This window comes from Limnohabitans sp. T6-5 (assembly GCF_003063315.1).
Taxonomy (GTDB): Bacteria; Pseudomonadota; Gammaproteobacteria; order Burkholderiales; family Burkholderiaceae_C; genus Limnohabitans_A.
Window position 1 is genome coordinate 66,286 of sequence record NZ_NERV01000001.1, and the last position, 12,893, is coordinate 79,178.

13 protein-coding genes and 1 riboswitch are annotated in these 12,893 nt (G+C 59.8%); of the genes, 10 read left to right on the forward strand and 3 right to left on the reverse strand.

The genetic code is table 11. The annotated features are described in order from the left end of the window. Window positions 1-40: 40 nt before the first annotated feature. Window positions 41-703 (reverse strand): TetR/AcrR family transcriptional regulator, encoded by a 663-nt coding sequence (locus B9Z51_RS00285; protein ID WP_233254765.1) that lies wholly within the window; start codon window positions 701-703, stop codon window positions 41-43. 92 nt (window positions 704-795) lie between these two features. Between B9Z51_RS00285 and B9Z51_RS00290 the strand changes: the two genes are divergently transcribed. Beyond that, window positions 796-1,686, forward strand: a complete 891-nt coding sequence (locus B9Z51_RS00290) for a metal-dependent hydrolase (RefSeq protein ID WP_108370842.1) — start codon at window positions 796-798, stop codon at window positions 1,684-1,686. A gap of 27 nt (window positions 1,687-1,713) precedes the next feature. On the opposite strand, the gene B9Z51_RS00295 is transcribed toward B9Z51_RS00290, so the two are convergent. Both B9Z51_RS00295 and B9Z51_RS00300 read right to left on the reverse strand, forming a co-directional pair. Next, complete coding sequence (locus B9Z51_RS00295) at window positions 1,714-2,136, reverse strand: thioesterase family protein (protein WP_108370844.1); 423 nt, start codon at window positions 2,134-2,136, stop codon at window positions 1,714-1,716. An 11-nt stretch (window positions 2,137-2,147) separates the two neighbouring features. Beyond that, on the reverse strand, window positions 2,148-2,930 hold the full coding sequence (locus B9Z51_RS00300; protein WP_108370845.1) for an SDR family oxidoreductase: 783 nt from the start codon (window positions 2,928-2,930) through the stop codon (window positions 2,148-2,150). Window positions 2,931-3,079: 149 nt separating this feature from the next. Here B9Z51_RS00300 and B9Z51_RS00305 point away from each other — a divergent pair, with 149 nt between their 5' ends. The 9 genes from B9Z51_RS00305 to B9Z51_RS00345 all read left to right on the forward strand — a co-directional run bounded on the left by B9Z51_RS00305 (window position 3,080) and on the right by B9Z51_RS00345 (window position 12,708). Beyond that, entirely contained in the window at window positions 3,080-4,771 is a 1,692-nt protein-coding gene (locus B9Z51_RS00305) for an electron transfer flavoprotein-ubiquinone oxidoreductase (RefSeq protein ID WP_108372560.1), read from the forward strand. 178 nt (window positions 4,772-4,949) lie between these two features. Next, window positions 4,950-5,921 carry a TRAP transporter substrate-binding protein gene (locus B9Z51_RS00310; protein WP_108370847.1) on the forward strand — a complete coding sequence of 324 codons (972 nt, stop codon included), beginning with the start codon at window positions 4,950-4,952 and terminating at the stop codon, window positions 5,919-5,921. Between the two features lie 87 nt (window positions 5,922-6,008). After that, window positions 6,009-6,521 (forward strand): TRAP transporter small permease, encoded by a 513-nt coding sequence (locus B9Z51_RS00315; RefSeq protein WP_108370849.1) that lies wholly within the window; start codon window positions 6,009-6,011, stop codon window positions 6,519-6,521. Next, the gene (locus B9Z51_RS00320) at window positions 6,518-7,810 is read left to right on the forward strand and encodes a TRAP transporter large permease (protein WP_108370851.1); all 1,293 of its coding nucleotides are present in this window, start codon (window positions 6,518-6,520) and stop codon (window positions 7,808-7,810) included. The genes B9Z51_RS00315 and B9Z51_RS00320 overlap by 4 nt, the downstream gene beginning before the upstream one ends. Before the next feature lie 81 nt (window positions 7,811-7,891). Beyond that, a complete protein-coding gene (gcvH, locus tag B9Z51_RS00325; protein ID WP_108370853.1) occupies window positions 7,892-8,257 on the forward strand; it encodes a glycine cleavage system protein GcvH in 366 nt (121 codons plus the stop codon). A gap of 119 nt (window positions 8,258-8,376) precedes the next feature. Next, window positions 8,377-8,471: riboswitch (glycine riboswitch) on the forward strand. 188 nt (window positions 8,472-8,659) lie between these two features. Beyond that, entirely contained in the window at window positions 8,660-9,928 is a 1,269-nt protein-coding gene (locus B9Z51_RS00330) for a D-amino acid dehydrogenase (protein WP_199227460.1), read from the forward strand. Window positions 9,929-10,012: 84 nt separating this feature from the next. Then, window positions 10,013-11,068, forward strand: a complete 1,056-nt coding sequence (locus B9Z51_RS00335; RefSeq protein ID WP_108370855.1) for a low specificity L-threonine aldolase — start codon at window positions 10,013-10,015, stop codon at window positions 11,066-11,068. A 20-nt stretch (window positions 11,069-11,088) separates the two neighbouring features. Next, window positions 11,089-11,571, forward strand: a complete 483-nt coding sequence (locus tag B9Z51_RS00340; protein WP_108370857.1) for a GNAT family N-acetyltransferase — start codon at window positions 11,089-11,091, stop codon at window positions 11,569-11,571. Window positions 11,572-11,748: 177 nt separating this feature from the next. Then, window positions 11,749-12,708: an alpha/beta hydrolase fold domain-containing protein gene (locus B9Z51_RS00345; RefSeq protein ID WP_108370858.1), complete on the forward strand. Its 960-nt coding sequence runs from the start codon at window positions 11,749-11,751 to the stop codon at window positions 12,706-12,708. The last annotated feature ends 185 nt before the right edge of the window (window positions 12,709-12,893 follow it).

The window sequence follows — 12,893 nt, forward strand, 5'->3', positions numbered from 1 at the left end:
CTCGCAATGAGCCAGTCAGTAGCCTCTTGGGGCAGATCCCTCATGTTTTGGGCGTCAACATGGCCCAAGCCAAATCCACCAGCACGTCTTCAAGGGCTGGGCTGCCCAGCAAGGGAGACTTCTCCAGGCTGGCGCTGCGCAAGGTACCAATGATGGAACGCGTCAGCACAAACATCTGCGCAGCGTTCGGCACTTTCAAAGTCGGGTGATGGATGCGCTCAAAAAAAATGGCCAAACGATCTGACACTTGGCGCACGGCACTGGCCGTTTCATCGGGTTGCTCCAACTTCCAGCACAAGCGGATCATGCTCTGGCTCAGTCCTCCACCAGAAGCAAAACCCCGCAAGATGATTCGGATGGCCTTGCCCAACACGGCACGGGCGTCCTGCGACTGAACCTCTGCACTGGTTTCTAGTTCAGACAGGTACAGCTCCAGTGAATGCAACACCAGGTCCGTGCCCCGGGTCGCCATGGCCCGCACCAAAACCTCTTTGCTCGGAAAGTACTGGTACAGCGTGCCAATCGAAAAACCTGCCGCCGCCGCCACCTTGTTGGTAGTCAACCCGGCCTCGCCCTCCCTGTCCAAAATCTGAGCAGCCGCCTGGAACAAGGTTTCTATGGTCTGCTGCGAGCGAGCCTGGGTGGGCTGGCGACGCTGATGTTGCTTGGCTTCTGGGGCTGTGCTTGATTTTTTGGATGCCATGAATTCACGCCTTGAAACATGAGCAGATAGCGAGTTGATCGCATGCTCATTAATCTGAATAATGCTCATATTCTGACTTATTTGAGCAACTGATGACCACGTCTGCCACCCTGCATGCCCCGACCGAACTGACGGTTCGCCGCCTGAGCGTTGATTTGAGCCAGGGTTTTTCTCGCCACTGGAATGGCGGCGACGCATTTTTGACGGCTTATGCCAACGCGCTGTCCATGAGTTTTCCGGTCGGTGAGCAGTTTTTCATCGATTCGGTCAAGGAAGGCGCCAAACACCTGCCCGACACCGCGCAAAACGCTGACCTGAAGCACATTGCCAAAGGCTTCATCGGCCAGGAGGCCACCCATCGGCACCTGCATGGCCTGTACAACGCCCACCTGGAAAAGCAAGGCCTAGTCAACCATTGGGGGCCACGCGCATTGAAACGTCAAGAGCGTGGGCGCGAGAAACTATTCAATCAAAGTGACAGGGGTTATTTGCACGAGTTGGCCATCACGGCGGCATTCGAGCATTACACCGCCATTTTTGGCGAACTGACGCTGGCGAACTTGGACCAGCCGGGTGATTGTTTTGCCCAGGCCGATGAGCCCCTCAAAACCCTGTGGCGCTGGCACGCCGCCGAAGAGTCGGAACACAAGTGCGTGGCGTTTGACATTTACCAGCGCTTGGGCGGCAACCATGCCTGGCGCATGCGCTGGTTTTGGTACGTCACGGTACAGTTCACGACCGATGTGCTGCGTCAGACGGTGAACAACCTCTGGCACGACAAGACATTGTTCAAACCATCCACCTGGTGGTCAGCTGGCAAATTCTTTTTGGGCCGTCATGGCATGGTCTGGCGCGTGGCCAAACCCTTGTGGGCCTACACCCGCAAAGACTTTCACCCCATGCAGGTGGGCCAGCCCCATTTGTCGCAAGACTGGCTCAAGGCCCATGCCGAGCAGTGGCGTGCGGTGGGCACAGCGGCCTGAAACTCGCCACCAGGTCCACCCCCGCCCTCAGGGGGTGACCAAAGCCTTGACCCAGTCGGGCAAGGGCACCGCCTTCTGATTGGGAAAGTCCACCCAGATGGTGGTGGCGCCACCGGCCGCAAACACCACACCCGGCTGATCGGTTCGCTCCAGCGTGCACCAGCTCTCAAAGGTGGTGCGCGCCGGGTCACTGACATACATCCGGGCCAGAATGTCGCCGGGGTATTCGAACTGCTTGTAGAAGTTGCAAAACGCGTTCACGATCACCGGCCCCTCGCCCTTGGGATTGAGCTCAAAGCCAATTTTGTCAAACCAGTCGATGCGGGTTGTTTCGAGATACCGGAAATAGACCGTGTTGTTGACGTGGCCCATGGCGTCCATGTCGCCCCAGCGGATGGGGATGGTCATCTCGTGCACCAGTTTTTTATGATCGGGCAGCTCGTATTTCATGGCTCAAGCCCTCACATGGCAAAACCATCGTCGGCGGCAATCACCGCACCGTTGATGAAATGGCTCTGGTCACTGGCCAACATGACCAGCAAAGCATCCAGATCCTGAGGCTGACCCACCCGCTTGCGCGGCAGCATGCTGATGAGTTTTTGGCCCTGCTCGGTCTGCCAGTGGTGGTGGTTGATCTCGGTGTCGATGTAGCCGGGGCAAATGGCGTTCACGTTGATGCCAAACTTGCCCCACTCCACCGCAAAAGCCTTGGTCATCTGGATCACTGCAGCCTTGCTCATGCAATACACGCCGATCTGCGGCAAGACTTTCAGCCCCGCCATCGAGGCGATGTTGATGATGCGTCCGCCGGTGAAGCTGCCCGGCGCTGCCCCCTTGGCGCGCGCCAACATGCGTTTGCCCACCTCTTGCGCCACAAAAAACGCGCCACGCACATTGGTGTTCATGATGAAGTCGTAATTCTCTTCGGTCACGTCCTGGATGCGCTGGGTGGTGCTCACGCCCGAGTTGTTGACCAGAATGTCAATGCTGCCCATCTCGGTTTCAGCGTGGGCCACCGCTGCGGCAATGCTGGCCTTGTCGGTCACATCCATCGCCACCACATGGGCGTTGCCGCCTGCAGCCTCGATCTCGGCGCGCAAATCCTTGAGCTTGTCCACCCGGCGGCTGGCCAGCACCACGCCCGCACCGGCTGCGGCCAGGGTTTTGGCAAATTGCGCGCCCAAACCACTGGATGCGCCGGTCACCAGGGCCACGCGGCCCGACAAATCGATTTCATAAGCCATGACAACTCCTCAAAAATGTCTGTATCAGGGGAAACCCACTGCTGACGCCATTGTGCGGGGCAAGCCTGCCCGAGCCGCATAAAATGAGTCACACGCTCGACACCCCGGTGATCGACAACCCGAATCCCCAACTTCAAACAGAGACGTTCATGAGCCCCGAAGAAATTTTGAGCACCTACGGTCCCCGCGAATCCATGGAATACGACGTGGTCGTGGTCGGCGGCGGCCCCGGCGGCCTGTCCACAGCCATCCGCCTGAAGCAGCTGGCGGCTAAAAAAGGCACCGATGTGTCGGTGGTGGTCCTTGAAAAAGGCGGCGAGCCCGGCGCCCACATCCTCTCGGGCGCCATCATGGACCCCAAGGCCTTGACCGAACTCTTGCCCAACTGGAAAGAACTCGGCGCCCCCCTCAACCAACCCGTGACCGATGACGCCTGGAGCTTTCTGTCTGAAACAGGCGCCCTGCGGACACCCAACTTCTTGCTGCCCGAATGCGCACAGAACCACGGCAACTACATCATCAGCCTCTCTAACTTCACCCGGTGGTTGGGTCAGCAGGCCGAAAACCTGGGCGTTGAAATTTTCCCCGGCTTCACCGCAGCAGAAGTGCTCTACAACGAAGACGGCAGCGTCAAAGGCGTGGCCACCGGCAATATGGGCATCGGCAAAGATGGCGAACCCACCGACAACTTCCAGCTCGGCATGGAACTGCACGCCAAGTACACCGTGTTTGCCGAAGGCGCACGCGGCCATCTGGGCAAGCAGCTGATCGCCAAGTACAAACTTGACGAAGGCCGCGACCCGCAAACCTACGGCATCGGTATCAAAGAAGTGTGGGAGATTGACCCTTCACGCCACACACCCGGTTTTGTGATGCACACCGCTGGCTGGCCCATGAACAACGACACCTACGGCGGTGCGTTCATGTACCACATGGAAGACAACAAAATCGCCATCGGTTACGTGGTGGGTCTGGACTACGCCAACCCCTGGCTCAGCCCCTTTGAAGAATTCCAGCGCTGGAAGACCCACAACAACATCAAGTGGTACTTCACCAACGACAAGGGCGAAGTCAACGCCAAACGCATAGGCTACGGCGCACGCGCCATCACCGCAGGCGGCCTGATGAGCCTGCCCAAGACCGTGTTCCCGGGTGGCGCACTGGTCGGTTGCGATGCCGGTTACCTGAACGTCAGCCGCATCAAAGGCAGCCACGCCGCCATCAAGACCGGCATGCAGGCCGCCGAAGCGGCCTACGACGCCATCGTGGCGGGCCGTCAGCATGACGAGCTGAGCGCCTACCCCGAGGCGTTTGAAGCCAGCTGGCTCTATACCGAGCTCAACAAGTCGCGCAACTTCAAGACCTGGTTCAAGAAGGGCCTGACGGTGGCGACCCTCATGAACGGTTTTGAGCAGTTCGTGCTGCGCGGTCACATTCCCTGGACACTGCGCCGCGACAAGGCCGACCACACCTACCTCAAGCCTGCGGCCGATTGCCCGAAGATCGACTACCCCAAGCCGGACGGCAAGCTGACCTTTGACCGCCTCTCGAGCGTGTTCATCAGCAACACCAATCACGAAGAAAACCAGCCTGAGCACCTGACGCTGAAAGACGCATCGGTGCCGGTGAGCATCAACCTCGCCAAATATGCAGGCCCCGAGTCGCGCTATTGCCCAGCCGGCGTGTACGAGTTCGTGAAGAACGAAGACAACAGCGACCGCCTGCAGATCAACGCGCAAAACTGTGTGCACTGCAAAACCTGCGACATCAAGGACCCGACGCAAAACATCGTCTGGGTCACACCAGAAGGTGGTGGTGGGCCCAACTACACGGGCATGTGAACCTGCCCTGCACTGAAGGAGGCCCTGAGGGGCCTCTTTTTTTGGCGATTCGACGTCACATTGGCATCACAAACCCGCGAAAACCCTTATTGGCGCTGAACGAGGGACACTGATAATCAAAGTTGTATGACAAATTGAGCCCTCTCAAGATCATCCAACTTTCAACAGGAGACTTTCCATGAAATTCAACAAACTGGTGCTGGGCATGGGCCTGGCTGTCGGACTGGTCGGCGCAGCTTCTGCACAAACCGTGCTCAAGCTGGGCTACGCCACATCGGCCACATCGCACTACGCCGTGGGCTCCACCGTGTTTTGTGACGACATTGAAAAAGGCACACAAGGCCGCTACAAGTGCCAACAGTTCCCCAACAGCGCCCTGGGCGGTGAACGCGAAATGATCGAAGCCGTGCAACTGGGCACGCTGGATTTGGTCAACACCTCCACCGGCCCTGTCGGCAACTTCGTGCCCGAAGTCAAGATCGTGGACATCCCCTTCCTGTTCCGTGACTACGACCACGCCCGCAAGGTGATGGACGGCCCGATTGGCCAGGACATCCTGACCAAGTTCCCCTCCAAAGGCCTGATCGCCCTGGCCTGGACCGAGAACGGTTTCCGCCACATGACCAACAGCAAGCACCCCATCGTCAAGCCTGCTGACGCAGCCGGTCTGAAGATGCGCACCATGGAAAACAAGGTGCACATGGACGGCTACAAAACCTTCGGCATTCAACCTACACCGATGGCCTTCCCTGAAGTGTTTGGCGCCCTGCAACAAGGCACTGTGGACGGTCAGGAAAACCCGATCCCCGTGATCCTGGCGTCCAAGTTCTCGCAAGTGCAAAAATACCTGTCCCTCACGGGCCACGTCTATTCACCCGGTCTGCTGATCACCTCGCCTCGCCTGATGAACAAACTCAGCGATGCGGACAAAAAGGTCTTCTACGAAGCCGCACAAAAAGCCAAAGTGGCTCAGCGCAAGAAGGTCAACGATGACGAGAACAGCGGCATTGCCCAACTGGAGAAAGACGGCATGAGCGTGGTCCGCAAGGTGGACGGTCAGGCCTTCCGTGATGCCCTGGTGCCCGCCTATGTGTCTTACTCCAAAGAGTTCGGTGCTGACAACATCCGCAAGATCCAGGAAATCCGCTGATTTTCTGATGGGGCAGGACGGGCCTGTGACAACGGGGGTTGCACAGGCCTTTTTGATGGGCAACGGTCTTTGAAAGGCCAGAGAACAATGAAAAAATTTGAAGACTATTTCCTCGCCGTGAACCGCTGGGCGCTGATCCTGATCCTGGCTGCCATGTCGGTGATCATCTTCACCAACGTGGTGCTGCGTTACACCACCAACCAGTCCATCGAGTGGGCAGAAGAAGTGGCCCGTCACATGATGATCTGGCTCACCTTCATCGGCTGCGGCCCAGTACTGCGCTACGGCGGGCACATCGCCATCGACAACCTGCAAGACAGCTTGCCACCCCGAGTCGCACAGGCCCTCCGCGTGTTGATTGCTTTGCTGGTCACCGGGTTTTGCGTCTTCTGCATCTGGTTTGGCCTGCAATACATGGACCGCACCCAGTACCAGATCACCCCTGCCACCCAAATTTCCATCGCCTGGATCTATCTGGCCTTGCCACTGGGCATGGGCATGACCCTGATCCACTGGCTGCTGATCGTTCGCAGCTACATTGCCCGCCGCGAATTTGCGAGCGACGCCCACTTTGACGCCACCGCGAGTGCATCCCTATGAGCGCCAGTCTGATCCTCCTGATTTCCGTCTGCGTCTACCTGGCCATCGGTGTACCGGTGGCGTTTGCCCTGGGCCTGTCCACCGTGACGGCCCTGGTGCTGTCCGACGCCTACCCCATGCTGGCCCTGCTGAAAGAGACCTTCACCGGTGTCGACAGCTTCCCGCTGATGGCCGTGCCTTTCTTCATTTTGGCGGCCGAGCTGATGAGCGGCGGCTCGTTGACCGAGGTGCTGCTCAAATTCGCGGGCCAGTTTGTGGGCCACAAGCGCGGCGGTTTGGGCTACACCAACGTGGTGTCGCTCACCTTCTTTTCGGGCATCTCGGGCTCGGCCTTGGCCGACGCCGCCGGCCCCGGCTCCATGTTGATCCGCATGATGGACAAGGCCGGTTATGGCCGCCCTTATGCCGCAGCGCTCACCGCGTCCACCGCCATCGTGGGCCCCATCATCCCGCCCTCGATCATCATGATCATCTACGCCCTGGCCGATGACAATGTCTCGGTGGGGGCCTTGTTCATCGCGGGTTTGATCCCGGGTGTGCTGATCGCGGCGGCCATGTGCCTGGTGAACTACTACGTCTCCAAGCAGCGCAATTACAAAGGCGATGGCCAATTGCCCACGGGCGCTGAAATCCTCTCGACCACCTGGAAAGCCCTGCCCGCCATCTTGCTGCCCGTGCTGATTCTGGGCGGCATGCGTGCAGGCTGGTTCACCCCGACCGAGGCGTCTGTGGTCGCCGTGTTCTACGCCCTCATCTGCGGAAAATACGTTTACCGCACTCTCGAATGGAAGGCGGTGCCCGACATCCTCTCGCGCTCGGCTTTGCTGACGGCTTCTGTGCTGCTGATCATTGGCACGTCTGCCTCGTTCGCCTGGATCTTGACCATCGAAGGCATGCCGCAAACGGTGGCAGGCTGGATCTCAGGCATGAACCTGAGCGTCTGGGGCTTCCTGATCGTCATCAACGTCTTCTTGCTGATTTTTGGCATCTTCATCGAGCCGCTGCCTGGCGTGATGGTGCTGGTGCCCATCCTGGCGCCTGTGGCCGCCAAGCTGGGTGTCGATCCGATCCACTTCGCGATGGTGGTGATTTACAACCTCACGCTGGGCATGATCACGCCGCCCGTGGGCGGGCTGCTGTTCGTGACATCGAACGTGTCCAAGGTGCCGCTGTCTGACCTCACCCGCGAGCTCAAGCCCTTCCTGTGGGCACACGGCGCGGTGCTGGTGCTGCTGACCTTTGTGCCTGCGCTGTCGAACTGGCTGCCGCATGTGATGGGCTTCAAATAAGACTGCCTATAATCTGAAAAACAACGCCCTTCGGGGCGTTGCCTCTTCTCAGAGGATCAGACGTACTCCCGGAATCTGCACATGTCCTTCCTTTTCTCAGACGAACACACTTGGCTGCAACGCGACGGCGACACTGCCGTCATGGGCATCACCGTTCATGCCCAAGACACCCTGGGTGACATCGTCTTTGTGGATCTGCCTGCGATTGGCCAAACCTTCGCTGCCAAAGATGTCGCTGGTGTGGTTGAGTCGGTCAAGGCTGCGGCCGATGTGCACATGCCCGCAGGTGGCGAAATCATTGAAGTCAACGAAGCCCTGCGTGCCGATCCGTCACTGGCCAACTCGGACCCACTGGGCCAAGGGTGGTTTTTCAAGGCCCGCCTGACCCGTCTCGCCGACCTCGACGCCCTGCTCGACGAAGCGGCCTACCAAAATTTGACCGCCTGATCACCTCAGGCCCAGACAACAGAAACCATCAGGAGATCGTAAAAGCCAGACACGCCGTCTGGCCCCTACGTGGGGTGGAGCGAGTTTTGCAACCACCACCCCCAGCCGGACACCTTCCGGCGTTCACTGCAGGAGAGCTTGAAGGCCAAAAGCCTTCAACGCCGAAGGAGCAACCACCCCGGAAACTCTCAGGCAAAAGGACCGTGGTGAACAACGCACTCTGAAGAGCGACCGGAATTCGTCATTCCGGCCCACCGCAGGAGCAAGCCTGGTGCCTTCCTCAAAGGGCCAGGTGAATCTCTCAGGTTTCAAACAGAGGGGGTCATGCTGCACACACTGGGTGTGCAGTGTGTCCATCCGTTTGAGACGTTTTGAAGAGAGAAAAGCTCCATGAAAAATCACATGCTCAACAAACACATGGTGGTCGTCGGCGGCGGCATCACCGGCATCACCAGCGCCTACGCCCTGGCCCAAAAAGGTTTTGCGGTCACCCTGATCGAGAAAAACCGCTACCCCGGCATGGAAACGTCCTATGCCAACGGCGGGCAACTGTCTGCATCCAATGCCGAAGTCTGGACCCATCCCTCGACCCTCATCAAGGGGATCAAGTGGATGTTCAAGAACGACGCCCCACTGCTGATGAGCCCCAAACCCACCTGGCACAAGCTCAGCTGGATGGCCGAATTTGTCGCGGCCATCCCCAAGTACAAAGAAAACACCATCGCCACGGCCCAACTGGCCATTGAATCGCGCGAACACCACTTTGCTTGGGCCAAGGCCGAAGGCATCGACTTCGACCACAAGCGCGAAGGCATCCTGCACATCTACCGCGACAAAAAAGGCTTTGACCACGCTGGCGAAGTGTCCAAGCTGCTGGCACAAGGTGGCCTGCCGCGCCGCGCCGTGACGCCTCAAGAGATGAAGGCCATTGAGCCGACCTTGCAGGGCCAGTACTACGGCGGCTACTTCACTGAGAGCGACTCGACCGGGGACATCCACAAGTTCACCTTTGGCCTGGCCAAGGCTTGCGAGCGCTTGGGGGTGAAGTTCCTCACCGAGCACGAAGTGCTGAACGTGCAATCTGACGGCAAAATCGCCAGCGTGCAGGTCAAGCATGAGGGCCAAGAGGACACCCTGACCTTTGACGGCATCGTGATTTGCGCGGGCGTCCATGGCCGACGCCTGGCGGCCCAATTGGGTGACCGCCTGAACATCTATCCCGTCAAAGGCTATTCGATCACCGTCAACATGCCCGATGCAGCCAGCCAGGCAGCGGCCCCGCTGGTGAGCCTTCTGGACGACGAAACCAAGCTGGTCACCAGCCGCCTGGGTGATGACCGCTTCCGCGTGGCCGGCACGGCCGAGTTCAACGGCATTGACCTGGACATCCGCGCTGACCGCATTCAGCCGCTGATCAAGTGGGTCAACGAATGTTTCCCCGGCATCAACACCCGCAGCGTGGTGCCCTGGGCCGGTCTGCGTCCCATGATGCCCGCCATGCTGCCGCGCGTGGGCGCAGGCAAAAAAGCCAATGTGTTCTACAACACCGGCCACGGTCACCTGGGCTGGACACTGAGTGCCATCACCGCGCACCAGCTGGCCGGGCATGTCAACCAATGGTCCCATCGCGGCCCCGTCGTGTCAGGCGCACACCTGCTGACCCAAGCCTAACGCTCTGAAGGCAATGCTCACACAGAGCTTTGCAATGCCCATGTCCTGTTCAAAACAGCAGGACATGGCACACCCAGGAAACCCATGAACACCACACAACAGCAATTTGCCAGCGACAACTACGCTGGAACCTGCCCGCAAGCCATGCAGGCTCTGCTGGAGGCCAACAACAGCGGGCACGAGCCCGCGTATGGCGATGACCGTTGGACCGAGCGCTCCAGCAACATGCTGCGCGAACTGTTCGACATTGATTGCGACGTGTATTACGTCTTCAATGGCACGGCCGCCAACTCACTGGCTCTGGCCTCCATGTGCCAAAGCTACCACTCGGTCATTTGCACCCCGGTGGCGCATGTGGAAACCGACGAATGCGGCGGACCTGAGTTTTTCTCCAACGGCTCCAAACTGCTGGTGGCAGAAGGCCAGTCGGCCCAAGCGCAACGTGGCAAACTCACGCCCGAGGCCATTGAAACACTGGTCACCAAACGCAGCGACATCCACTACCCACGCCCCAAGGTGGCGTCCATCACCCAGGCCACCGAGCTGGGCACGGTCTACAGCGTGGACGAAGTCCGCGCCCTGTCTTGGATGGCTCAAAAGCACAACCTCAAACTGCACATGGACGGGGCACGTTTTGCCAACGCCGTTGCCCACCTGGGGTGTAGCCCGGCCGAGATCACCTGGAAAGCCGGGGTGGACGTGCTGTGTTTTGGGGGCACCAAAAATGGTCTGCCCGTGGGTGAAGCGGTGGTCTTTTTTGACCGCGCGCTGTCGCAAGACTTTGCCTGGCGCGTCAAGCAAGCCGGGCAATTGGCCTCCAAGATGCGTTTCATTTCAGCCCCCTGGGTGGGCCTGCTCGACAACAACACCTGGCTGCGCAACGCAGCCCATGCCAATGTGATGGCACAACGCCTGTACGCGGGCATGTTGCAAGTCCAGGGTGTCCAGGTTTTGCACGCCCCCGAGGCCAACGGCGTGTTCGCCCAATTGCCCAAGCCCCTGATCGACGCCTTGCATGCCAAGGGCTGGAAGTTTTACCAGTTCATTGCCGGGGGTGGTTGTCGCTTCATGTGCGCCTGGGACACGACAGAAGCCTCGGTCGATGCCCTGCTGGCCGACATGCACAGTCTGAGCCATTGAACCCACACGGGACTTTGACCATGCCACTTCAAATACGGCCTGTCGACTACACACTGCCCAGCCACCGCACCGCGCTGGTCATGCTGCTGGACGCTTATGCGCGCGATCCGATGGGCGGCGGCGCAGGACTGCCTCAGGACGTGAAGGACCGCCTGTGCGACGACCTGGCCGCCCAACCTCTGGCGGCCAGCTTCATCGCCTGGCTGGGCGATGCGCCAGTTGGCCTCATCAATTGCTTCGAGGGCTACTCAAGCTTCAAGGCTCAGCCGCTGATGAACATCCATGACATCGCCGTGCTGCCTGACCATCGTGGCACTGGCGTGGGCCAAGCCTTGCTGGCCGCCGCCGAACAGCATGCCCGTGCGCGTGGCTGCTGCAAGCTGACGCTGGAAGTGCTGACCGGCAATGCCCGCGCCCTGTCGAGCTACCAGCGCTTTGGCTTTGCACCCTATCGCCTCGATCCGGCAGCCGGGCAGGCAAGCTTCATGCAAAAGTGGCTTTGAAGCCGTCAGACAGTGCATCAGCAACGGGATTTTCACCATCCCCAGCCGCCACGTACCGTGAGCATGCCCCTCGGCACCGACAAACGTTGTCGCCCGCAGGACGGTACTTTCAGAGTCCGATCTGGGTCAGCCGGACATGCGGCACACTGAGGCCATGCGCACACGCCGGAGCTTCAAATGACACACCACGATACGGTCCACACCTTCACCCCACAAGGCTGGCGTGAGGCCCTGGCGGCCAGCGTGCTGCGCACCGCGCTGCGGCTCTTACTCAAACCAGTCTTTTCGGCAAACTGTCCCCTGTGGTTCCAACGGCGATGGCTGCGTCTACTGGCTGGCGCCACGCGCATGCCCCAAGGCGTGCGCACCGAGACGACCCAGCTGGCTGGCTGTGCTGGCGAATGGCTCTATCCCCTCCCAAGCGGGTCCACCTCACGCGCCACGCTGCTGTATTTGCATGGTGGGGCCTATTGCCTGGGCAGCCCGGCCACGCACCGCGCCTTGACAGCGCGTTTGGCCCAAGCCACCGGTCTGCGCGTGTTGTCGCTCGATTACCGGCTGGCGCCAGAACACCCTTTTCCGGCCGCCCTGCAAGACGCCATAGCGGCCTGCCTGGCACTGCAAGCGCAAGGCCCCGTGGTGCTGGCGGGCGATTCAGCAGGCGGCGGTCTGGCCCTGGCCACCGCCTTGGCCTTGCGTGATCAGGGGCATGCCCTCCCCGCGGCACTCTTGCTGCTGGCCCCCTGGGTCGATCTGACAACGACCGCTTCACCACCTGTTCCCAAAGGCGAAGTCATGCTGAGCATCTCCTGGGCTCAGACCTGCGCGGCCTCTTATTTGTGCGGCGATGACGTCAACAAAGCGCTGGCATCACCGTTGCACCAGCCCTTGCATGGCTTGCCACCCACTTTGATCCAGGTCGGCACCGATGACATGCTTTGCCCTCAGGCGCTTGAACTGCACCACACGCTGGAACACGCGGGGGTCAGCAGCCGCTGTGAAATCACCCTCCATCGCTGGCACGTTTTTCAGATGCATGCAGATGTTTTGCACTCGGCCGACGAGGCCATTGCACGCCTGGCCCAATTTGCCCAGGCCCAGCTCGCACGCGTGATGACCGGCAGGGACTCTCCATGATTTTTCGCTTCGCCACAGGGCTCATGTCAGCCCTGAGGCTGCGTACTCAGGCAAGCATGTCGGACTCTGCGAGTACCGACCTACAGGACAGCCACATCTCTTGTAGGTCGGTGGTCGAAGACCCCGACATTGCAAATTGACCGCATGTGCCTGCACCCTGCACCGACGCCACGTTGAGAGTGCCA

Bases quoted from the DNA above. Each gene is read 5' to 3' on its own strand.
- B9Z51_RS00285 (WP_233254765.1), bottom strand. From the start codon at position 703: ATGGCATCCAAAAAATCAAGCACAGCCCCAGAAGCCAAGCAACATCAG.
- B9Z51_RS00290 (WP_108370842.1), top strand. From the start codon at position 796: ATGACCACGTCTGCCACCCTGCATGCCCCGACCGAACTGACGGTTCGC.
- B9Z51_RS00295 (WP_108370844.1), bottom strand. From the start codon at position 2,136: ATGAAATACGAGCTGCCCGATCATAAAAAACTGGTGCACGAGATGACC.
- B9Z51_RS00300 (WP_108370845.1), bottom strand. From the start codon at position 2,930: ATGGCTTATGAAATCGATTTGTCGGGCCGCGTGGCCCTGGTGACCGGC.
- B9Z51_RS00305 (WP_108372560.1), top strand. From the start codon at position 3,080: ATGAGCCCCGAAGAAATTTTGAGCACCTACGGTCCCCGCGAATCCATG.
- B9Z51_RS00310 (WP_108370847.1), top strand. From the start codon at position 4,950: ATGAAATTCAACAAACTGGTGCTGGGCATGGGCCTGGCTGTCGGACTG.
- B9Z51_RS00315 (WP_108370849.1), top strand. From the start codon at position 6,009: ATGAAAAAATTTGAAGACTATTTCCTCGCCGTGAACCGCTGGGCGCTG.
- B9Z51_RS00320 (WP_108370851.1), top strand. From the start codon at position 6,518: ATGAGCGCCAGTCTGATCCTCCTGATTTCCGTCTGCGTCTACCTGGCC.
- gcvH (WP_108370853.1), top strand. From the start codon at position 7,892: ATGTCCTTCCTTTTCTCAGACGAACACACTTGGCTGCAACGCGACGGC.
- B9Z51_RS00330 (WP_199227460.1), top strand. From the start codon at position 8,660: ATGCTCAACAAACACATGGTGGTCGTCGGCGGCGGCATCACCGGCATC.
- B9Z51_RS00335 (WP_108370855.1), top strand. From the start codon at position 10,013: ATGAACACCACACAACAGCAATTTGCCAGCGACAACTACGCTGGAACC.
- B9Z51_RS00340 (WP_108370857.1), top strand. From the start codon at position 11,089: ATGCCACTTCAAATACGGCCTGTCGACTACACACTGCCCAGCCACCGC.
- B9Z51_RS00345 (WP_108370858.1), top strand. From the start codon at position 11,749: ATGACACACCACGATACGGTCCACACCTTCACCCCACAAGGCTGGCGT.